17 protein-coding genes are annotated in these 21,252 nt (G+C 72.5%); 10 read left to right on the top strand and 7 right to left on the bottom strand.

What is annotated here, in order from left to right; all coding sequences use genetic code 11:
- Positions 1 to 103: 103 nt before the first annotated feature.
- Positions 104 to 1,114 carry a DUF5954 family protein gene (locus ACGFRB_RS08790; protein ID WP_393240834.1) on the top strand — a complete coding sequence of 337 codons (1,011 nt, stop codon included), beginning with the start codon at positions 104 to 106 and terminating at the stop codon, positions 1,112 to 1,114.
- Positions 1,115 to 1,329: 215 nt separating this feature from the next.
- Here ACGFRB_RS08790 and ACGFRB_RS08785 read toward each other — a convergent pair whose 3' ends face one another.
- The 5 genes from ACGFRB_RS08785 to ACGFRB_RS08765 all read right to left on the bottom strand — a co-directional run bounded on the left by ACGFRB_RS08785 (position 1,330) and on the right by ACGFRB_RS08765 (position 8,230).
- The gene (locus ACGFRB_RS08785) at positions 1,330 to 2,880 is read right to left on the bottom strand and encodes a M4 family metallopeptidase (RefSeq protein WP_393241535.1); all 1,551 of its coding nucleotides are present in this window, start codon (positions 2,878 to 2,880) and stop codon (positions 1,330 to 1,332) included.
- Between the two features lie 397 nt (positions 2,881 to 3,277).
- Positions 3,278 to 4,777 carry a multicopper oxidase family protein gene (locus tag ACGFRB_RS08780; RefSeq protein WP_393240831.1) on the bottom strand — a complete coding sequence of 500 codons (1,500 nt, stop codon included), beginning with the start codon at positions 4,775 to 4,777 and terminating at the stop codon, positions 3,278 to 3,280.
- Between the two features lie 400 nt (positions 4,778 to 5,177).
- Positions 5,178 to 6,005, bottom strand: a complete 828-nt coding sequence (locus ACGFRB_RS08775) for a 4'-phosphopantetheinyl transferase family protein (RefSeq protein WP_393240828.1) — start codon at positions 6,003 to 6,005, stop codon at positions 5,178 to 5,180.
- A 113-nt stretch (positions 6,006 to 6,118) separates the two neighbouring features.
- Positions 6,119 to 6,835, bottom strand: coding sequence for a response regulator transcription factor (locus ACGFRB_RS08770; RefSeq protein ID WP_393240825.1), 717 nt, complete (start codon positions 6,833 to 6,835; stop codon positions 6,119 to 6,121).
- A 282-nt stretch (positions 6,836 to 7,117) separates the two neighbouring features.
- On the bottom strand, positions 7,118 to 8,230 hold the full coding sequence (locus ACGFRB_RS08765; protein ID WP_393240822.1) for a Ku protein: 1,113 nt from the start codon (positions 8,228 to 8,230) through the stop codon (positions 7,118 to 7,120).
- Positions 8,231 to 8,308: 78 nt separating this feature from the next.
- Between ACGFRB_RS08765 and ligD the strand changes: the two genes are divergently transcribed.
- From ligD to ACGFRB_RS08740, 5 genes are all read left to right on the top strand, one after another.
- Complete coding sequence (gene ligD / locus ACGFRB_RS08760; protein ID WP_393240819.1) at positions 8,309 to 9,202, top strand: non-homologous end-joining DNA ligase; 894 nt, start codon at positions 8,309 to 8,311, stop codon at positions 9,200 to 9,202.
- Positions 9,199 to 10,221, top strand: coding sequence for a DNA ligase (locus ACGFRB_RS08755; protein WP_393240816.1), 1,023 nt, complete (start codon positions 9,199 to 9,201; stop codon positions 10,219 to 10,221). Before ligD ends, ACGFRB_RS08755 begins: the two co-directional genes overlap by 4 nt.
- Positions 10,222 to 10,602: 381 nt before the next feature.
- On the top strand, positions 10,603 to 12,834 hold the full coding sequence (locus tag ACGFRB_RS08750) for a HEAT repeat domain-containing protein (protein ID WP_393240813.1): 2,232 nt from the start codon (positions 10,603 to 10,605) through the stop codon (positions 12,832 to 12,834).
- Positions 12,835 to 12,963: 129 nt separating this feature from the next.
- Positions 12,964 to 14,352 (top strand): FtsW/RodA/SpoVE family cell cycle protein, encoded by a 1,389-nt coding sequence (locus tag ACGFRB_RS08745; RefSeq protein WP_393240810.1) that lies wholly within the window; start codon positions 12,964 to 12,966, stop codon positions 14,350 to 14,352.
- The gene (locus ACGFRB_RS08740; protein WP_393240808.1) at positions 14,349 to 15,995 is read left to right on the top strand and encodes a penicillin-binding transpeptidase domain-containing protein; all 1,647 of its coding nucleotides are present in this window, start codon (positions 14,349 to 14,351) and stop codon (positions 15,993 to 15,995) included. The genes ACGFRB_RS08745 and ACGFRB_RS08740 overlap by 4 nt, the downstream gene beginning before the upstream one ends.
- 103 nt (positions 15,996 to 16,098) lie before the next feature.
- Here the strand turns inward: ACGFRB_RS08740 and ACGFRB_RS08735 are convergent, their stop codons facing one another.
- Entirely contained in the window at positions 16,099 to 16,248 is a 150-nt protein-coding gene (locus ACGFRB_RS08735) for a hypothetical protein (RefSeq protein WP_393240805.1), read from the bottom strand.
- Positions 16,249 to 16,600: 352 nt separating this feature from the next.
- On the opposite strand from ACGFRB_RS08735, the gene ACGFRB_RS08730 reads away from it, so the two are divergent.
- From ACGFRB_RS08730 to ACGFRB_RS08715, 4 genes are all read left to right on the top strand, one after another.
- The gene (locus tag ACGFRB_RS08730; protein ID WP_363001353.1) at positions 16,601 to 17,536 is read left to right on the top strand and encodes a diiron oxygenase; all 936 of its coding nucleotides are present in this window, start codon (positions 16,601 to 16,603) and stop codon (positions 17,534 to 17,536) included.
- A gap of 128 nt (positions 17,537 to 17,664) precedes the next feature.
- Positions 17,665 to 17,856 carry a hypothetical protein gene (locus tag ACGFRB_RS08725; RefSeq protein ID WP_393240802.1) on the top strand — a complete coding sequence of 64 codons (192 nt, stop codon included), beginning with the start codon at positions 17,665 to 17,667 and terminating at the stop codon, positions 17,854 to 17,856.
- 161 nt (positions 17,857 to 18,017) lie between these two features.
- Complete coding sequence (locus ACGFRB_RS08720) at positions 18,018 to 18,356, top strand: hypothetical protein (protein WP_363001356.1); 339 nt, start codon at positions 18,018 to 18,020, stop codon at positions 18,354 to 18,356.
- A gap of 143 nt (positions 18,357 to 18,499) precedes the next feature.
- The gene (locus ACGFRB_RS08715) at positions 18,500 to 19,789 is read left to right on the top strand and encodes an NlpC/P60 family protein (protein WP_393240799.1); all 1,290 of its coding nucleotides are present in this window, start codon (positions 18,500 to 18,502) and stop codon (positions 19,787 to 19,789) included.
- A gap of 81 nt (positions 19,790 to 19,870) precedes the next feature.
- On the opposite strand, the gene ACGFRB_RS08710 is transcribed toward ACGFRB_RS08715, so the two are convergent.
- Complete coding sequence (locus ACGFRB_RS08710) at positions 19,871 to 21,106, bottom strand: styrene monooxygenase/indole monooxygenase family protein (protein ID WP_393240796.1); 1,236 nt, start codon at positions 21,104 to 21,106, stop codon at positions 19,871 to 19,873.
- Between the last annotated feature and the right edge of the window lie 146 nt (positions 21,107 to 21,252).

Genomic DNA, 21,252 nt, shown 5'->3' with positions numbered 1-21,252 from the left:
TACCGGCCCCTCGCGGCAAGCCCGGCGCCGCAACATCGCTCGTCCGCCGGACAGTTCGGCCGTTTCGGCCCAGCACACGGGCCGGAAGGATCACAATGCGCGCATGATTGATGACTGGAAGTCGCGGATCGAGAAGGCGCAGCAGAACCTCATCCAGGAGGAGGACCCTGTGGCCTGGGTCAGCGAGCGGGACGCCATGGAGCGGTTCCTGCGCTATCCGTCGCTGTCGGTGCGCGGGGCGCTGTTCGGGGTCGCCGTGCACCGGGACGGGGCCTGGCGGCTGGTGTCGCCGCTGCGGGACGCGACGCCGCAGGGGTCGCGGGACAGTCTTCATTCGATGCTGTGGTTCCGGGCCAAGGACGACACCGATGTCCCCACCGAGCGCCGGGAGTTGCTCGACGCCGTCGCCGTCCTGGAGAAGGAGCCGATCGACGAGGTCGAGGTGCTGGGCGAACGATTCCGGGTGGTACGGGGCGACGAGCTGGCGCGGTCCGGACAGGAGGGCCTCGAACCGCCCCGGCCGACCGACGTCGAACCGCTGCTGCGCTCCTGGGAATTGAGCCGCCAGCGCTCCCCCTCGCCGGACCTCGGCTTCGTCCTCGATCCGGCCCGGGAGAACCGGCCGATGGCGGAGGCGCTGCGACTCTGGCTGCGGGAGTTCACCTACGACGGGGAGCGCTACCCGGACGAGGTCAGCGCCGACTCCGAGCAGGCGGTACGGACCCACCCGGAGGTCGTCCTGATGCCGACCACCTTCGGGGTGGTCGAGAAGCGGGGCGCCGTCTGGGAGCCGCAGGGGTCGCTGATGACGACCCCGCACGACGCGCGCGCGTTCCTGTACGGCGCGCTGAACGAACTCTGGCCGATGATCTACGAGTTCGACGACAAGAAGCGCAAGCGGTACGCGCGGGCGGCCGAGGAGTTCCGCACCCTCGGTCGCGCGGACGAACTCACCTTCGACGGGCGCCTGTTCCACATCTGCCGGACCGAACGCATGGTCCGAGTCGGACCGGACGGCCCCGAGAAGCCGAGGCCGTCGGACGTGGACGACACCGAGCCGATGAAGATGCACCCGACGATGGACGAGTACGGCGTGATCCACTACGACGCGTGAGGCGCGACGGCGTCCGACGGGCCTCCCTCGGCCGCTTCGGTCAACCCGGCCGCCTCGATCGGCCCGGCCGTCTCGATCGCCTGGGCCATCCTCGATCGCCTTCGCCGACACGACGAGAGCCGTCCCCGACCGCGTCGGCGGTCGAGGACGGCTCCCTGTGGCGCGTCACCAGCGGCGCTTCACCGGTGGCATGCCACCGGTGACCGCGCGGGCGCTTACTTGGTGACGTTGACGCCGTTCCAGGCGTTCGCGACCGCGGTGTACTCGGCGCTGCTCGCGCCGTACAGGGCGGAAGCCGCGGAGAGGGTGGCCGCGCGGGCACCCGAGTAGTTGGTGGTGGAGGTCATGTAGGTGGTCAGGGCCTTGTACCAGATCTTGTAGGCCTTGGTCCGGCCGATGCCGGTGACCGTCACACCGTTCGCGGTGGGCGAGTTGTAGCTGACGCCGTTGATGGTCTTCGCGCCGCTGCCCTCGGACAGCAGGTAGAAGAAGTGGTTGGCCGGGCCGGACGAGTAGTGCACGTCGACGTTGCCGACGCCGGAGTACCACGCGTCCTTGGACGCGCCGTCCTTGCTCGGCTTGTCCATGTAACGCAGCGGCGTGCCGTTGCCGTTGATGTCGATCTTCTCGCCGATGAGGTAGTCGCCCTTGTCGGAGGCGTTGTTGGCGTAGAACTCGACCGAGGTGCCGAAGATGTCCGAGGTGGCCTCGTTCAGGCCGCCGGACTCACCGCTGTAGACCAGACCGGCGGTCGAGGCGGTCAGGCCGTGGGACATCTCGTGGCCGGCCACATCGAGGGAGGTGAGCGGCTTGGCGTTGCCCGAGCCGTCGCCGTAGGTCATGCAGAAGCAGGAGTCGTCCCAGAAGGCGTTCACGTAGGCGTTGCCGTAGTGGACGCGGGAGTAGGCGGCGACGCCGTTGCCGCGGATACCGTTGCGGCCCAGCTCGTTCTTGTAGAAGTCCCAGGTCATCGCGGCGCCGTAGTGGGCGTCGGCGGCGGCGGTCTCGCGGTTGGAGGCGAGGCCGTTGCCGAAGGTGTTGGTGGTGTTGGTGAAGAGCGTGCCGGTGCCGGAGCTGCCGCCCTTGAGGTCGTACGTCTTGTGGCCGCCGCGCGTGGCGTCGGTCAGGGTGTACGAGCCGGAGCCGGAGGTGCCGAGGGTGACCTGGCCGCTGTACATGGTGTTGCCGACGCCGGTCTCGATGGACTCGTAGGAGAAGAGCTCCTTGCCACTGGTGGCGTCGGTGATGACGTGGCGGCGGCTCGGGGTGCCGTCGGCCTGCGTACCGGTGACCACGGTCTCCCAGGCGAGGACGGGCTTGCCGGTGGCGGCCCAGATCACCTTGCGGGCGTCGCCGGCCTTGGCCGACCGGGCGTCGGAGGCGGCGACGGCGGACTTGCCGGCGGTGGCGGCGGCGACGGCCGGGGCGGTGGTGGGGACCGATATCCGGGCGCCGGTCGCCTTGGTGGTGGAGCGGGCGCCGTCCTTCTTCTCGTGGACGACGAGGTCGCCGCCGAGGACCGGCAGGCCGGCGTAGGTGCGCTCGTAGCGGGTGTGGACCGTGCCGTCGGCGTCCTTGACGACGTCACGGACGACCAGCTTCTCCTGGCCGCCGAGGCCGATGGCCTGGGCGGTGGCGTCGGCTCCGGCCTGGGCGTCCTGGAGGGCGGCGACGCGCTGCGAGGCGCTGAGGTTGACCGCGGTCGCTCCGGCCTCGCGCGGGGCGCTGGCGCTGGCGGATCCGGTCTGGACACCGATGACGACCATGGCCGCCGAGGCGAGCAGGGCGGCGGCGCGGACGGTGGTACGGCGGGGCGAGGTCTGCAGGCGGTTCACGCGGGCTCCTTCGCTGTGAAGCGTGGGGGGTGAGTGGGGGGTGGTGCGTGGTGCTGGTGCGTCGGAAGCGTGTCAGCAGACCGATCGGATTGACAGGTATGCAACAAGAATTTGACCTTCGCTTGTCCGAAGGGCGACCAAGTCGGTCCGTTATGCGGGGAGCTGACCGCCCTGAGGGTGCCCCCGAGGGGAGACGCGAGGGTCTCCCCTCGGGGGCGGCTCGGGGGACGTACGCGAGAGGCGCGGGGGACGTACGTGAGGGGCGCGGAAGGTAACTCGGCGGAGAGCGCGGGGAAGTACGTACGCGAGGGACGTACGCGCCCCCGTGTCAGGACACGCGCAGCGTGGCCATCATGCCCATCGCGGCGTGGTCGAACATGTGGCAGTGGTACAGGTATTGCCCCCGGTAGCCGGTGAAGGTCGCCTGGATCTTGACCGTTTCCCCGGACCCCACCCGCACGGTGTCCTTCAGGCCGTACTCCGGCCCCGAGGTCACCGGCGTCCCGTTTCGCTCGATCACCCTGAACTGCACCAGGTGCACATGGAAGTTGTGGTTGCCCGGGCCGGGGTTGGTGACGGTCCAGACCTCGGTGGCCCCGTACGCGATCTCGGTGTCGATCCGGCCGTGCTCGTACGCGAGGCCGTTGATGGTGGCCACGCCGCCGCCCATCGCCAGCGTGAAGGACCGGTTGACCGTGGCCGCCGGCAGCGCCGGCAGGGTGCGCAGGGTGCTCGGCACCACGCTGGTGTCGGCCGCCGTGCGGTCGACCCGGAACTGGAGCACCTTGCTGATCTGGTCGATGGGGCCGCCGGTCCCCTCGTTGCGGAACTCCAGGGTCGTCCCGACCGCGTACTTCGAGAAGTCGACGACGATGTCGGCACGTTCGCCCGGGGAGATCACCACCTGGTTGACGGTGACCGGGGCGGGGAGCAGCCCGCCGTCCGAGCCGATCTGCTGGAAGGTCGCGCCGTCCGACAGGGCGAGGGTGAAGAACCGCGTGTTGGCGGTGTTGCAGAGCCGGAAGCGGTACTTGCGCGCGGCGACATTGAGATACGGCCACGCCTTGCCGTTGGCGAGGATGACATGACGGCTCTGGTCGCCCATCTGGTAGACGAGTTGAGCCTGGTCGTCGAAGCGGGCGTCGCGCAGCTGGATCGGCACGTCGTACGCGCCGCTCGGCAGATTCAGGCTCTGCTCGATGTCGTCGGTGAGCAGATACGTTCCGGCAAGCCCCCGAAAGGCGCTCTCCGACTCGGCGTGGTGCGCGTGGTCGTGGAACCACAGGTTGGCGTGCGGCTGGGAGTTCGGGTACGTGTACGTCTTGGTGCCGCCGTTCGGCGGGATGAGCACCATCGGGTCGCCGTCGTTGTCCGCCGACACATGCGCGCCGTGCAGATGGACGGAGATGCCCACGGGCAGGTTGTTGGTCTGGTCCACCACGGTGCGGACACCGCTCCTGGCCTTGAGCACGGGCCCGGGGAAGCCGCCGTTGAAGGTCCAGACCCGGGTGAGCGCGCCCGGCAGGACCTCCTTGTCCGCCTCCTGGATGGTCAGGGCGTAGCAGTCCATTGTCATCGGCATGGACATGTACGGCGTGGCCGTCGGAGCCAGCGGCATGGCCTGCGTGAACTTCGGTACGGAGGCCGGGTCCAGGTCCACCGCGGCGGACGCGCCGCGCGAACCGGCCGCGCCCGCCGCACCGGCCGGGCTCGCCGCACCGGCCGGGCTCGCCGCGGCCGGGCCCGCGGTGGCCGGGATCAGCAGGCCGGCGGCCCCGACCGCGCCGGTCGCCATGCCCGTCTTGAGCATGCTGCGCCGAGTTATCACGTAATCCCCCATAACGATCCCGGGATCGACTCCCGAAAATCCTGCGCGAACAAGAAACCGGCCGTCGGAATCGGGCCGGAACACGGCCACGATTCTTCGTCGGTTCCCGGGTCCGCTTCAACGTGCGGGGAAGTCAGAGAGCGGTGCAATTCCGCAGACCGCGCGGGCTTTCCGTGTGATTTCCGCAAGAGAATGTCAAGATTCCGTCGGGGTGGCCCGAGGGCGTCGCGGCGTCGCCGGATTCCGCACGGGGCAGTCGCCGCACGGGGGTTGTACGGAGGTCGTACGGGGGTCGCGCGGCCGTCGCCGTGACGTGGGCGTGCCGCCGGGGATCCGACAGGCCCCGGCCGGGCTCGTCAGGGTACGGGGGCCCGGCGGGTTACGGCGAGGCCGGGACGCGCTACTCCCCGAGGGGCGCGGGCGGTTCGGCCCGCAGCGCGGCGAGCGACGGGAAACGACGCAGTCGCGGCTCGGCCCCGGAAGCGGACCCCGGTGCGGAGCCGGATCCCGACTCGGAACCAAAGCCAGGGCCGGGGCCGGGGCCGGTTCCGGTTCCGGGGGCCGGCTTCGTGCCCGGTACGAGGGTGCGCAGGGCGACCGCGCCGTGATGGCGCGGGCCGCAGAGCAGGTCGCGCACGGCCCAGCCTTCCGGATGGCGGCCGGGCTCGCGGACGGGGTCGCCGCCGAGGTCGTCCAGGGCCGGATCGCGGCCGAGGCCGGTCCCGAGGCCCTTGAGGTACGCCTCCTTGCGCGCCCAGATCCGGCCGAGGGCGGCGGCACGGGGCTCTCCTTCGGGCTCGCCCTCGATCTCGGCCCGCTCCCTCGGGTGCAGCACGCTCACCAGGTCGCGTACGGATTCGGGGGCGGGGCGGTGTTCGACGTCCGCGCCGACGGGGACGGGCGCGGTCGCGACGAGGACGAGCCCGGGGGTGTGGGACAGGGAGAAGTGCAGCGGGGGCGGTCCGGGGGTGGCGAGGACCGGACGGCCGTGCGGCGCGCCGCAGCACGGGCAGGGTTCGCGGCCGAAGACCAGATCGGCGGGGCGCGCGCCGAGCAGCCCGGCGAGGAGGGTGCGCAGGGCGAGGTGCGCCACCGTGTAGAGGTGCCGGTCGACGGGCCGCCGGAACGCGGCGGCCCGCTCGCGCTCATGGGCGTCGAGCGGGGTGATGTCGGCGGCGCCGGGGTCGGATTCCTCGGTGACGTCCAGGAGCCAGGCATCGGCCCGCATCGGTGGTGTCCTTCCCGGGGTGGGATCGCAAGAGGGGGTGGAGATCGCGGAGTCGGAGGGGTGGCCGGGCACGTGGAAGGTCAAGCGACTGGGGCTTCCGGCTGTTTGGCCGGTCACCCGCCGCCGAGTCTGAACCCCACGCCGCGCACGGTCACGATCCAGTCCCGACAGCCCAGTTTGCCGCGCAGGCTGCTCACATGGGTGTCCACGGTCCGCCGCGACCAGGAGTCGCCCCAGATCTGCTGCATGAGCCGCTTGCGGGGAACGACGTTCCCCGGGTCGGAGGCGAGCAGATGCAGGATGTCGAACTCCTTGCGGGTGACGTCGATGTGTCTGCCGTCGAGGCTGACCTCGCGCGCCCCGACGTCGATGCGCAGCGCTCCGCGCGCGATGACCCCCGTACAGCGCGGGCGGGGTCTGGCCCGGCGCATGACGGCCTGGGCGCGCGCCACGAGTTCGCGGAATCCGTACGGCTTGACCAGGTAGTCGTCGGCGCCGGCCTGGAGGCCGAGCACCCGGTCCAGTTCGGAACCATGGGTGCTGAGCGCGATGAACGGGGTATCGCCGGCGGCGCGGATCAGCCGGCAGACCTCCAGCCCGTCGATGTCGGGCAGTTCGAGGTCGATGAGGACGAGATCCATGTCGCCGTACGTCCGGAGCGCGGCGCCCCCGGTCTCGACGCGGCTCACCTGGTGGCCGCACCGGCGCAGGCCCGCCACGAGCGGCTCCGCGTGCGCGAGATCGCTGTCCACCACCAGGATCCGCCAGACGTCGCCACCCGCCGCGGAAAAGACGCCCGTCACATCGAGAGGTGCGGGACTATCCGGCACACGCTGAATCATTTTCCCCCCATGGACAACTGACCGAGAGCCTAAAAACCACCCCTCGGCTATGTCAAAGGTGCCTTCCGCATGTGACTCTGGCATATTCGCCGCCGTTTATCGCCACCGGATCGCGCAATGCGCGATCCCCGGATAGGCGGGCGGGAATGGGGCCGGACCGAGGCCCGTCGCACCACCCCGGCCCCCGATCGGGACCTGCCGACACCCATCGGAACCCGCCGACGAGGGTCGGGTGAGGCCGGGGGTACGCGCCTTTGGGTCACTCCCCGGTCAGGCGCTGCGCTTGCGCGGCGCGGCCTTCCCCGCCGACTCCTTCTTCGCCGCACTCTTCTTCGAAGTCTGTTTCTTCGCAGTGGACTTGGCACTCTTCTCCGTCGCCCTGGACGACGCGTCCGAGGACCCCGAGGTCGACTTGCGGGCCGGCGCCGCCGTCTTCTTCTTCGCCGTCCTGGCCGTGGACTTCTTCGCTCCGGTCTCCTTGGGTGTGGCCCGGGAACGAGAACCGGAACGGGGGCTGGACCGGGCACCGGACCGCGTGGATGCCGCCGCCCGACCCGACTCCCCTCCTCTCGGCCGGAGTTCGGTCACCTCGGCGGGCTCGCCCCGGGACTCCCTGGCCGCGCGGACACTGCTTTCCAGGGCGGCCATGAGATCGATCACCTTGCCGCCGCCGGGCGTCTCGGGCTCCGGCGGGGCGACCCCCTCGCCGCCGGCCGCCTTCGCGGCGATCATCTCCTCCACCGCCTCGCGGTAGTCGTCGTGCAGAGAGTCGATGTCGACCTCGCCGAGGGTGGCCATCAGGGCGTCCGCCAGGTCGAGTTCGGCCTCGCGCACGGACACTTCGGTCTCGGGCGCGACGCCCTCCGGGGCGCGGATCTCGTCCGGCCAGAGCAGTCCGTGCATGGCGATCACGTCGTCGACCACCCGCAGCATGCCGAGGCGTTCCCGGCCGCGCAGCGCGTACTTCGCGACCGCCACCTTCTCGCTCCGCTTCAGCGCCTCGCGCAGCAGGGTGTACGGCTTGGCGGCCGGCACGCCGTTGGCGGAGAGGTAGTACGCGGCGTCCATCTGGAGCGGGTCGATGTCACCGGCCGGCACGAAGGCCACGATCTCGATCGTCTTCGCCGTCGGCAGCGGCAGCGCGGCCAGGTCCTCGTCGGTGATCGGGATCATGGTGCCGTCGGCGTCCTCGTACGCCTTGCCGATGTCGGCCTGGACGACCTCCTCGCCGTCCAGCTCGCACACCTTCTTGTAGCGGATGCGGCCGCCGTCGGCGGCATGGATCTGACGGAAGGAGACGGACCGGCTCTCGGTCGCGTTGACCAGCTTGATCGGGATGCTGACCAGGCCGAAGGATATGGCCCCGTTCCAGATCGATCGCACGATTCATCCCCTTTCTTGTTTCTTGTCTTCCTCGTCGCATTCACATCAAAGATTCCGATTCCATGCGATTCTCATCGTATGACGCCGGTCACAGAGGTGGCGGGGCGGCGCCTTTCCCTCAGCAACCTGGACAAGGTCCTGCACCCGGCCACCGGCACCACCAAAGGGGAGCTGCTGCACTACTACGCCGTCGTCGAGGCCGCGATCCTGCCGCATCTGCGGGACCGGCCGGTGTCCTTCCTGCGCTACCCCGACGGCCCCGACGGCCAGCTGTTCTTCTCCAAGAATCCGCCGCCCGGCACGCCCGCCTGGGTGACGACCACCCCGGTGCCCCGCTCGGACGCGCCCCGCGCCCGCCAGGTGATGGTCCAGGACCTGCCGTCGCTGGTGTGGGCGGCGAATCTGGTGGTGGAGTTCCACACCCCGCAGTGGCGGGCGGACTCCCCCGCCGTCGCCGACCGGCTGGTCCTCGATCTCGACCCGGGGCCGCCCGCGACCGTCGTCGAGTGCTGCCGGGTCGCCCTCCACCTGCGGGAACGGCTCGCCGCCGACGGAATCACCGCCTGTCCGAAGACCTCGGGCTCCAAGGGTCTGCATCTACTCGCGCCCCTCGCCCCCACCCCGTCCGCCGAGGTCTCCGCGTACGCGCGCCGGCTGGCCGTCGAGGCCGCGGAGGAGCTGCCCGCGCTGGTCGTCCACCGGATGACCAAGGCCCTGCGCCCCGGCAAGGTCTTCGTCGACCACAGCCAGAACGCCGCCGCGAAGACCACCGCGACCCCCTACACCCTGCGGGCCCGCCGGCTGCCCACCGTCTCCGCGCCCGTGACCTGGGAGGAGGTCGCGGACACCGCGGCCTCGGGTGACCCCGGACGGCTGGTGCTGCTGTTCGACGCCGTGCCGCCACGCCTGGAGCGGTACGGGGATCTGCTCGCCGCGCTCTTCGACCCGGCGGCGGCCGGAGCCCTGCCATGACGCCGCCCACCACCGGCGCGAGCCCCGTCATGCTGCGCCCGCCCCTGGAGGTCGTACGGCCGCGCTCCGTGGACGAGATCCCCCGGCAGGGCGGTGTCCCCGGCGGCTTCCAGTACTCCCTCAAGCTCGACGGCTTCCGCGCCCTCGCCTTCGTCCTCGACGGCGGCCGGGTCGTCCTGCAGTCCCGGGCCCGGCGCGATCTGGCGCCCGAGTTCCCGGCGATCGCCGCCTATCTGAGCGAGGCGCTGCCGCCGGGCGTGGTCCTGGACGGCGAGCTGTGCGCGTACCGCGAGGGCCGGCTCAGCTTCACCGACCTGCTGCGTTCGCACCGGGACCGTGAGCGGGCCGGCGTCCCCGTCTCGTACATCGCCTTCGATCTGCTCGCCCTGCCCGGGCGCGATCTGCGCGGCCGGCCGCTGCGGGAGCGCTGGGAACTGCTCGCCGAGGCCCTCGCGGGGACCGGTCCGCCGCTCCAGCGGGTGCTCGCCACCGACGACGAGGCGACGGCCCGCGAGTGGTTCGGCGCGCTGCGCGCGGCGGGCGTCGAGGGGATCGTGGCGAAGGCCTGGGACTCCGCGTATCGCCCGGGCAACACCTGGGCGTGGCGGAAGATCCGGCACGCGGACACCGAAGACGCCGTCCTGGTCGGGGTGTTCGGGCCGCCGGACCGGCCGCGGGCGCTGCTTGTCCGGCTCGCCGACGGCCGTACCCTGCGGACCACCCCGCGGCTCACCGGCCTCCAGGCACACCAGGTCGCCGAGTCGACGGCCGGCCGGCTCGGCGCGCCGGAGGAGGATCCGGAACACGGGACCGTACGCCCGCTCCCCGACCCCCTGCCCGTCGAACTCCGGTTGCCCGCGGGCCGCCAGGACACCGCCCGGTTCGTGCGGGTACGGGACGCCACCGCGCCCCCGGACGGACCCTCCGACCCGCCCCCGGACCCGTCCCCGGGAGGCCTGCCCCCGCTCGACGGCCCCCCTCCCGACGCAGCCCCGAAAGAGGAGGAAAACGGGCGGTGAGACGGCCTCATTGACCACCCCTTTACCATCCGGCAACCCTCCGATACCCCTGCTGGCCGAATCCCGACTGCCTTTTCTCTGCGCTCCGTTCAGGACAAACTCCCTGTGCGCCCCTCCCGAGCGCCCCTTTCCACGCCCCCGCACACAAGTGCGCCGGTCCAGCGGGCGCGCGCGTGTGAGCGGAGCGGCTCCAGAGGGCTCACGGACGCCCGTGAGCGCCGGGTCAAGGGCCGGTCGGCCCCCCTCGCCTTCCCCGGCGTGGCGCAAAGCGAGCGGCCGGGCGCGCCGCGGCGGCGCCGGTCCCGCAGGCAGGGCCTTGGAGACGGCCTATTGGTGCACACTTGCTGCCTGGTACAGCGCTCACGGGGAAGGCGGCCTGGCATGCTGACGGGGATCGAGGAGGTCGACTGGGCCTCGCTGGGGCACGCTTACGGCCCCGCGGACGATGTGCCGGAACTGCTGCGCGGACTCGGTTCCGACGATCCCGCCGAGCGTGAACAGGCCCTGGACGACATGTACGGCGCGGTGCACCACCAGGGCGATGTGTACGACTCGACCCTCGCCTGCATCCCCTTCCTCCTCGAACTCGTCGCCGACCCCACCGTCCAGGACCGGGGCGGCATCGTCGAGTTACTCACCAGCGTCGGCGGGATCGATCTGAACGGCGACGAGGAGCTGGACGAACTCGACCCGGAGGACGAGGAGTTCATCCCCGCCGGAAACTACGCGATGGCGGCGGCCGCGATCGCCGCCGGGGCGGACGTGTTCCTCGGCCTGGTCGACGACCCCGACCTGGAGGTACGGCTCGCCACCCCCTGCGCGCTCGCCTCCCTGCACCCCGATCCGGCACGGGTGCTCGGGCTCCTGCGGGAGCGCCTCACCGTCGAACGCGACACCGAGGTACGGCTCGCGCTGGTCGCGGCCGTGGGCCGGATCGCGCTGCGGCACGAGGCACTGCACACCGAGACCGTGGACTGGCTGGCCTGGCTGGTGCGCGCCGCGCAGGCGCCGGGGCTGCGGCTCGCCGCGCTCGCCCAGCTCGCCCGGTGCGCGCCGGCCGAGATCCCCGACGACGTGGTGGACCTGGTCACCGTCCTGCTCGAAGAGGTGCGCACCACCCCGCCCGATCGTCCCACCGAGACCCCGAAGACCGCCGCGCCGACGCTGATCGGACAGGTCCGCGAGCTTCTTGAGGAGCACTCGGCGGGCCGCCGTACGCCCTGGACGGAGGAGCTGCTCCGTACCCTGCACACCGCCTTGGACGACCGGGTCGACGACCGGCTCGCCCTGCTCCTCGCGCAGTTGCGCAGCCCCGACTGGGGGCAGCGGTCGGACGCGATCTGGCTGGCGGGCGGGCTGATCCGGATCTGGCGGGGGCGGTACGAGGAGGTCGTACGGCTCGTCGGGGAGCAGCTGAGCGACCCGGAGCCGCGGCTGCGCGAGGCCGCCACCTCGTTCCTGGAGCGGCTCTTCGAGCTGGCCGCGCCGGCGGCGGACGCGCTGGCCGAGCGACTGACCGCCTGCCCCGCCGGGTTCGCCGACCCCCTGCCCCTCACGCACGGCCGGGACGGGCACGGCGGGGACGGCGGGCAGGGCGGGTACGACGAGCGCGGCGGGTACGACGGGTACAGCGGGCGCGCCGGGCACGGCGGACGGGACGGATGGGGCGGGCAGAGCGGTCCCGGCGAGCAGGTCGCGGCCGGCTTCGGACAGAGCGCGGCGCTCCTCGCCCTCGCCCGTTCGGGGGACGCTCGGGCGGTGCCGCTGCTCGCCCGGGCCCTGGAGGAGCGGGAGGTACGGCGCGAGCTGCTGTACGCGGTGGACGCGCTCGGCCCCGCCGCGATGCCGCTCGCCCCGGTGCTGCGCCGCCGGCTCGCCGAGGTGATGTTGGACGACCGGTTGTACGAGCGGGCGGCGCCCCTGCTGTACGCGCTCGCGGCGGTTCGGGGCGCGCAGGCGCTGCCGGAGGTGCTGCGGGTGCTGCGCGGGGCGCCGCCGAACCGGCGCGAGTGGGTGCGCGAGGCGTGTCTGCGGACGCTGGCGGCGTTCGGGCCGGCGGCCCGGGAGGCGCTGCCCGATGTACGAAAGCTGCTCGACGCCCCGTCGGCGGCGGTGTCGTCGGTGGCGGCGCAGGCGCTGTGGGCCCTGGACGGCCCGCCCGAGGAGGCGGTCGCCGCGCTGGAGCAGTGGCTGCGGCCGGGAACGACGTGCGCCGAGTGGTGTGCGGCGGCGCAGGCGCTCGGCGCGATCGGCCCGGCGGCGCGGGACGCGGCTCCGGCGCTGCGGGCGGGCCTGGGCTCGCGGGACCTGTGGGTCCGGGTGCGGTCGGCGACGGCCCTGTGGCGGGTCGCCGGGGAGTCGGCGGCGGTGCTGCCGGTTCTGCTGTCCGCCTGGGAGGAGAACCGGTTCGCCCGGGTGGAGGTCGCCGAGTGCCTCGCGGAGATGGGTCCGCTGGCGGCGGAGGCGGAGCCGGCGGTCCGCGCGGAACTGTCCCGTCGGCGGCGGCACAACGCGCGTGAGGACGGCGCGGGCTCGCACGACGTCCACGACGACGAGAAGCTGCTGACGCTGTGCCAGGCGGCCCTGGACCTGATGACGCGCCGGGGGTTGTGACTGCCGGGAGGAGGGGCCGCGAGGGCCGCGCGCGAAGAGCGGGCGGAACGGGGCACCGACCCCGGACACCCGACGGCACACCGTCACACAAAAGGGACATAAGGCTTACTGCTTGCTACGTTGCGGACCATGACCGCACCGCGCACCGAGGCCGCGGACCCGCCCCCGCCCGGGGTGCGGGTCCCCCGGCGCCGCGGTGTCGAGTTCTCGCTGCTCGTCGGCGCCGTCCTGATCTCCGTGCTCGGCTACGCGCAGGTCGGCCTCGCCCGCAGCGGTGCCGTCCCCCCGGACGCCGCCCGCTACGGCGCCGGGCTCGGCGCCCTCGCCCTGCTCGCCCATCTCGCGGTCCGGCTGCGCGCCCCGTACGCCGATCCGCTGCTCCTGCCGATCGCGGTCCTGCTCAACGGGCTCGGGCTGGCCCTGATCTACCGGCTCGACCTGGAGACCCCGGACGACCAGGCGGCGCCGACCCAGCTCGTCTGGTCGACGCTCGGCGTCGGTCTGTTCATCGTGGTCGTGCTGCTGATCCGGGACCACCGCGCCCTCCAGCGCTACGCGTATCTCTCCGTCGCCGCCGCGCTCGGCCTGATGATCCTGCCGATCTTCTTCCCCGCGGTGAACGGGGCGCGGATCTGGATCCGGCTGGGCGGACTCTCCTTCCAGCCGGGCGAGTTCGCGAAGATCCTGCTCGCGGTCTTCTTCGCCGCGTATCTCGCCGCCAACCGGGGCGCGCTCGCGCACACCGGCCGCACGGTGTGGAAGTTCCGCTTCCCCACCGGCCGGGTGCTCGGGCCGATCGTGGCGATCTGGCTGGTGAGCGTCGGCGTGCTGGTCCTGGAGCGGGACCTCGGCACCTCGCTGCTCTTCTTCGGACTGTTCGTGATCATGCTGTACGTGGCGACCGGCCGGACCGGCTGGATCGCGGTCGGACTGCTGCTCGCCGCGGCCGGCGCGTTCCTCGTCGGGTCGCTGGAGCCGCATGTGCACTCGCGGGTCGAGGACTGGCTGGACCCGTTCGCCTCGATCCGGGCGGGTCAGGGGCCGGGGCAGCTCGCGCAGTCGCTGTTCGCGTTCGCGGCGGGCGGGATGTTCGGTTCGGGTCTCGGTCTCGGGCACTCGACGCTCATCGGCTTCGCCACGAAGTCCGACTTCATTCTGGCGACGGTCGGCGAGGAGCTGGGGCTCGTCGGGCTGACGGCGGTGTTCCTGCTGTACGCGCTGCTCGTCGGCCGAGGCTTCCGTGCGGGGCTCGCGCTGCGCGACGCCTTCGGCCGGCTGCTGGCCGTGGGGCTGTCGTCGATCCTCGCGCTCCAGGTGTTCGTCATCGCCGGCGGGGTGATGGGGCTGATCCCGCTCACCGGCATGGCGATGCCGTTCCTCGCGCAGGGCGGCTCCTCGGTCGTCACCAACTGGGTGATCGTCGCCCTCCTCGTCCGGGTCTCGGACTCGGCGCGTGCCCCGCTGCCGGAGCCGCCCGCCGCCGGGATCGTCGCCCCCGCCGCCGAGGACGTCCGGTGATCCGTCACATCCGCAGGGCCGCCGCGTTCTGCCTGGTCCTGCTGGTGGCGCTGCTCGTCAACGCGGCCCGGGTGATGGTGGTGCAGGCGGGTTCGTACGACGACAACCCGGCCAACCGGCGTACCGCGATCGCCCGTTGGGGACAGCCGCGCGGCGCGATCCTGGTGGACGGCCGCCCGGTCACCGGCGCCCGGGACAGCGGACAGCAACTGCGCTGGGAACGGACGTACACACAGGGTCCGTTGTACGCGCCGGTGACCGGCTACGCCTCGCAGACGTACGGCACCAGCCTCCTTGAACGCACCGAGGACGATCTGCTCGCGGGCACCGACCCGCGGCTGGCGCCGCTGCCGCTGTGGAACGACCTGACCCGGAGCCGACGGCCGGGCGGCACGGTGGTCACCACGATCCGCGCCCGGACGCAGGAGGCCGCCTACCGGGGGCTCGCGGGGCGACGGGGGGCGGTGGTGGCGGTCGAGCCGTCGAGCGGGCGGATCCTGGCGCTGGTGTCCTCGCCGTCGTACGACCCGGGGGTGCTGTCGGGGACGGGCGCGGAGGTGGCGCGGGCGTGGCAGCGGCTGAACGCGGCGCGGGACCGGCCGATGCTGGACCGGGCGATCCGGGAGACGTATCCGCCGGGTTCGGCGTTCAAGATCGTGACGGCGGCGGCGGCGCTCGACGCCGGTGTGGTGACGGACGTGGACGCGCCGACCGGGATCCCGGACCCGTTCGTACTGCCCGGCACCCGCCAGGTGCTGCCCAACGAGGCGTCGGGCTGCGAGAACGCGTCCCTCTCGTACGCGATCCAGTGGTCCTGCAACACGGTGATGGCGGGGCTCGGGGTGAAGGTGGGGCTCGCGGGGATGGTCGACGCGGCGCGCGGTTTCGGCTTCGACGACGCGGGGCTGCGGATCCCGTCCTGGGTGGCGAAGTCGACGTTCGACACCCGGATGAGCCCGGACCAGCTGGCGCTGTCGTCGATCGGCCAGTTCGACACGGCGGCCACTCCGCTGCAGATGGCCCTGGTGGCGGCGGCGGTCGCGAACAACGGCGACATCGCCCAGCCGCATCTGGTGGAGCGGACCACGACCGCGCGGGGCGGGGCGGTGGAGAGCGCTGTGCGGCGCGGCTACCGCCAGGCCATGAGCCCGGCGACGGCGCGGGCGCTGCGGGAGCTGATGGTGCGGGCGGTCGAGGACGGCACCGGCACCAACGCCGCCATCCCCGACGCCGTCGTCGGCGGCAAGACGGGCACGGCCCAGCACGGCCTCGGCAACACCGGTACCCCGTACGCCTGGTTCATCGCCTGGGCGCAGGCCGCCGACGCCGTGCAGCCGGCGGTGGCGGTGGCCGTCGTGGTCGAGGACGCGGAGGCCGACCGCACGGACATCAGCGGGGGCGGCAACGCGGCGCCGATCGCGAAGGCGGTAATGGAGGAGGCACTGAAGCTGGAGGCGGAGGGGCGGGACGCCCGGCCCGGAGGGATGGGTCAGGGGGCGGATCCAGGGAAGAGCCAGGGAATGGAACGGGGAACGGGCCGGGAGATGGACCAGCGGACGGGGTGGGAGACGGGCCAGGAGTGGGAGGCGGACGATTCCCGCCGCCATCCGCCCTTCCGTCCGCGCATCCCCCGCAGTCCGTGAGTCGCCGCGCCCACGTCCACCGCCGTCCGTGAGCCGCAGCCCGTGGACCACCGTCCGTGAACCACCGTCGGCGTGCCATGACCGGCCAGGGAGCAAGGATTTCTTACGGGGCTTCGCCCTGCGCGACGGCCTCGTTCACTTCGGCGACCTGCTCCCGCTCCTCCACCGCGAACCCCTCTCGGTCCAGGGCCTCGGCGAGCTTCTCGTCCGGGGCGGGCCGCTCCGGCGGCCGGTGCCTGCCAGGCCGTCTCACATGAACTCCCCTTGCCAGATTTGGGGTTCATGGGGGCCCTGCCTTCGGGGGCCCGCTCGGCGCGGTCACGCGCAGGCGTCACGGACGGCTCCTTCCGGCGCTTTTCCCCGAGGCTCACGCGTTGATAGACACGGCGTCAATAAGTCGTGCGCGAGGGATTGACGGCTTCGGGCGGAGAGGAGTCCTATAGGGAGGCGACGGCCGTGACCGCCGGTAACCCGGCCGCGCGCGAACCGCTCGTGAACCGCCCGCGACCCGCTCCGCCCCCGTACGATCCGGCCGCCCGGCGGCCTCGCGACGCGGCCGCCCTGCCCGCTTCCCGTCGACGACCCCCGCGCGAGGTGCCACCACCATGGCCCGTCTCATCGAGCCCGACTTCACCCTCCTCCAGGACGCCCTGGGTCCGCTGCGCGACCGCGAACAGGTCGCCCAACGGCTCCTGGAATCCTCCCTCAAGCACTCCTTCGACCCCGACACCGAACTCGACTGGGAGGCCCCGCTCGAGGACGGCAAGTGGTTCTGGCCGCCGGAGCTGGTCTCGCTCTACGACACCCCGCTGTGGCGGCGGATGTCCGAGGAACAGCGGATCGACCTCTCCCGCCACGAGGCCGCCTCGCTCGCGTCGCTGGGCATCTGGTTCGAGATCATCCTGATGCAGCTGCTGGTCCGGCACATCTACGACAAGCCGCTCACCAGCGATCACGTCCGCTACGCCCTCACCGAGATCGCCGACGAGTGCCGGCACTCGATGATGTTCGCCCGGATGATCAAGCGCGGCGGTTCCCCGGAGTACCCGGTGCCGCGGATGTACCACAATCTCGCCCGGGTCCTGAAGACCGTGTCCACCACGCCCGGTTCGTTCGCCGCGACCCTGCTCGGCGAGGAGATCCTGGACTGGATGCAGCGGCTCACCTTCCCGGACGAGCGGATACAGCCGCTGATCCGCGGCGTGACGCGTATCCATGTGGTCGAGGAGTCGCGCCATGTGCGGTACGCCCGCGAGGAGTTGCGCCGCCAGATGATCACGGCGCCGCGCTGGGAACAGGAGTTGACCCGGTTGAGCTGCGGCGAGGCCGCGCGGGTGTTCTCCGTGTGCTTCATCAACCCGGCGGTGTACGAGAACGTGGGCCTGGACCGCCGGCAGGCCGTGGCCCAGGTGCGGGCCAGCGGGCATCGGCGCGAGGTGATGCAGTCGGGAGCGAAGCGGCTGACGGACTTTCTCGACGACGTCGGGGTGCTGCGGGGCGCGGGCCGGCGGATGTGGAAGTCGTCGGGGCTGCTGGCCTGAGCGCCGGCGGCAGGGCGCGGGCGGGGCACCCACTCGTACGGCCGAGGGGTGGGGTCCGCCCGCGTGCGCGGGGTTCCGTGGGCGCCCAGGCTGACAGGCGACAGCCACCGGCCGACGAGAGGAACGCCATGCCCACAGGAGCGGGAGACCTTCCGGGTCTCACCGAGAACGACGTCGTCCTGAAGACGAAGATCCGGGACGCGCGCGACTACGCCGCGAAGCAGGCCGATAAGTACGACCACCCGGTGAACGACACGGAGATCGCCATGCTGGAGGCCTACCGTGCGATCGTCGACGTGCTGGGCAAGGTCCTGTCGTAGCAGGGCGGGAGACCCGCGGCGGCCGCACTCGCCCCGGCACGGTGCGGTGCGGTGCGGTGCGGTCCCCGCACGTGCCCCATCACCCCGGCGAGTACGCCGCACGACGGCCGCTCCCCCGTCCGCCGGTGAACCCCGAGGCGGCCCTGACGGACACTGGTGGGGTGAGAAGCGAGAACACCCCCTTTCGCGGCGGCCCCCTCGACGGCCGGGTGCTGCCGGTCCTGACCGGTCCGACCGGGCACCCCCCGAAGTGGTACGAGGTGCCGGTCCCGGCCCACGCCGGGCACCCGGCGACGGTCCACGCGTACCGCCGCGAGCCCGCCGGCTACACCAAGCGGCTGGGGCTCCAGCGCGGCTGGGTGTACGTGTACGCGCCGGACGGGCGGGAGCGCCGCGAGCTGCGCTGGCCCTGGCAGAAGCCGGCCGGCAAGGGTGGCGCGGGTTCGGCGGACGGCCCGGGCACGGCGGACGGGGCAGGATCGACTGCGCCGTCCGAGTGAGTGCGCAGGACACCCGCCCGATCATGCGCTGATCACATCATCCCTCCGGTCATCATCGTCGCCGTACAAGCGCGAAGGCGTGAAGGCGTGACGACTCGGGGCCGCGGGGCCGTACGGCCTCGGGCGGCCGTGGAGGTGATGACGTGGCGGGACGACTGCTGCGCACGATCGGTACGGGTGTGCTCGCCCTGACGACGACCCTGGCGGCGACCGGGCCGATGGGCGGGACCGCCTCCGCGGCCCCGCTCGCGCCGGTCCCCGGCGTACCCCCCGCCCCCGGGGCGGCGGACGAACCGGCCGCGGACGCGTTCACGGACTCGGCCACCGAGGCCACCGAGGCCACCGAGGCCGCTGAAGCCACCGAAGCCGCCGAGACCACGGAAGCCCCCGGCGCCGTCGACGGCTCCGTCACCGGACTGCTCACCCGGCTGCGCACCCTCTACCAGGAGGCCGAGCAGGCCACCGAGGCGTACAACGCGGCCGACGAGGCCCTGAAGAAGCAGACCGCCGACACCCGCAGGACCGACGCCCTGCTGACCGCCGCCCGCCGCTCCCTCCAGCAGGGCCGCGACGAGGCCGGCCGGCTGGCCCGGCTCCAGTACCAGGGCCGCTCCGACCTCTCCCCGTACCTCACCCTGCTGCTCGCCCGGCACCCGCAGACCGCCCTCGACGAGACCCATCAGGCCGCCCGCGCGGCACGGTCGCGGTCCACGGTCGTCCAGCGGCTCCAGGCCGCCGAGCAGAAGGCCGACGGACTGGCGACGGCCTCACGCACCGCTCTCGCACGCGGTCGTGTCCTGCTGTCCGACCGGAAGAAGCAGAAGGAGGCCGTCGAGACCAGGCTCCGCGAGGTGGAGAAGCTGCTCGCGTCGCTCACCGCCGACCAGCTCGGCCGGCTCACCTCGCTCGACGCCCAGCAGACCGCGGGTGCCCAGAGCACCCTCATGGCGTCCGGCGCCCTGGACGGCGCCCGCACCCCCTCACCGCAGGGCGCGAGGGCGCTGCGGTTCGCCGTACGACAGATCGGCAAGCCGTACGAGTGGGGCGCGGAGGGCCCCGACACGTACGACTGCTCCGGTCTGACCCAGCGGTCCTGGGCGGCGGCCGGGCGGGCGCTGCCGCGCACCAGCCAGGAGCAGTGGGCCAAGCTGCCGCACGTACCGCTGAACCGGCTGCGCCCCGGCGACCTGATCGTCTACTTCCCCAAGGCCACCCACATCGCGCTCTACCTGGGCCACGGCCTGGTCGTCCAGGCCCCGCGCCCCGGCACCCGGATCAAGGTCTCCCCGATCGCCGCCAACCCGCTGCTCGGCGCGGTCCGCCCGGACCCGGGCGGCGCGCCCCTGAAGACGTTCGCGCCGCCCGAGCTCCCGGAGGGAGCGTCGAACGGCGCGGACACGGGCTTCGGCGGGACCCGCCCGGCGGACCTGTAGGGGCCCTTCGAACACAGCGGACCGAGGACGGCGGGACCGAGGGCTGCGACCGTCCTCCGGCGCCGGCGGACCTTTCGGGGATCAGCTCTCGGTCAGCGAGGCCAGGTAGGCGGCGGCCTTCTCCGGATCGAAGAAGAAGTTCTCGAAGTCGGCCGGGTTCTCGAAGCCGTTGGCGAAGCGGTCGGCGATCGGCCGCAGCCGCGTCCCCGCGCCCAGCAGGTTCACCACGTGCTCGGGCAGGGGCGCGAGCATCGCGTTGGTCCACTTGGTGACGGGACGCGCGATCTCCCAGTAGCGGTCGAAGGTGCTCTGCATCCACGCCTCGTCGAACGGGCGGTCGCCGTGCTCGACGATCGAGGCGAGGTACGAGGCGGCGCACTTGGCGGCCGCGTTGGAACCCTGGCCGGTGATCGGGTCGTTGGCGACGACGACGTCCGCGACGCCCAGGACCGCGCCGCCGCCGGGCAGCCGGCCGATGGGGTGCCGTACGGTCGGGGCGTAGCGACCGGCCAGCGTGCCGCCCGCGTCGGTCAGCTCGACCTTGGTGGCACGGGCGTACTCCCACGGGGTGAAACGTTCCATCAGCTCCAGGGTGAGCCGCAAGTGCTCCGCCGGGTCCTTGATGCCCCGGAAGACGTCGAGCGGACCGCCGGGCACACCCTCCCAGAACAGGATGTCGGCGCGGCCGGAGAGGGTGAGCGTCGGCATCACGAACAGTTCGCCGACCCCGGGCACCACATTGCACCGGACGGCGTCGAACTCCGGGTGCTCGGGACGCGGGCCGAGCCCGTGCACGTACGCCACCGCCAGCGCGCGCTGCGGCTCGCTGTACGGCGAACGGGACGCGTCCCGGCCGAACATGGACACCAGTTCGCCCTTGCCGGCGGCGACGAGCACCAGGTCGTAGCCGCGCGCGAAGTAGTCCAGGTCGCCGACGGCCACCCCGTGGATGACCAGCCGGCCGCCGCGCCGGGCGAAGGCCTCCATCCAGCCGGCCATCTTCACCCGCTGGTCGACGGACTGCGCGTAGCGGTCGAGACGGCCGATCCAGTCGATCGCCCGCGAGGAGTCGGGTGCGGCGACGGAGACGCCGAGGCCCTCGACGCGCGGCGCCTGGTCCTCCCAGAAGTTCAGGCCCAGGTCGCGCTCGTGCTGGAGCGCGGTGTCGAACATGCACTGGGTGGACATGACCCGGCCGGAACGGATCTCGTCCGCCGTCCGGTTGGACATCAGGGTGACGTCGTAGCCCTTCGACTGGAGACCGAGGGCGAGCTGGAGACCGGACTGGCCGGCTCCGACGATGAGTATCTTCCGCATGGGCTGGACCTTGAGGGGCTCGGGGGCGGCGGGTGAGGTGGGGGGCGGCGCCGGCTTCGGCTCTCGGGGAGGGCGGGGTTCGTGCTGTTCCGGGGCCCCGGCGGTGCGGGGCTTCGGTCGTACGGACCTCGTACGGGGGGCTCAGG

It is taken from the genome of Streptomyces sp. NPDC048718 (assembly GCF_043198875.1).
In the GTDB taxonomy this organism is placed as follows: domain Bacteria; phylum Actinomycetota; class Actinomycetes; order Streptomycetales; family Streptomycetaceae; genus Streptomyces.
The sequence above is the reverse complement of the archived record's forward strand: the minus strand, read 5'-3'. Positions and strand labels throughout refer to the sequence as shown.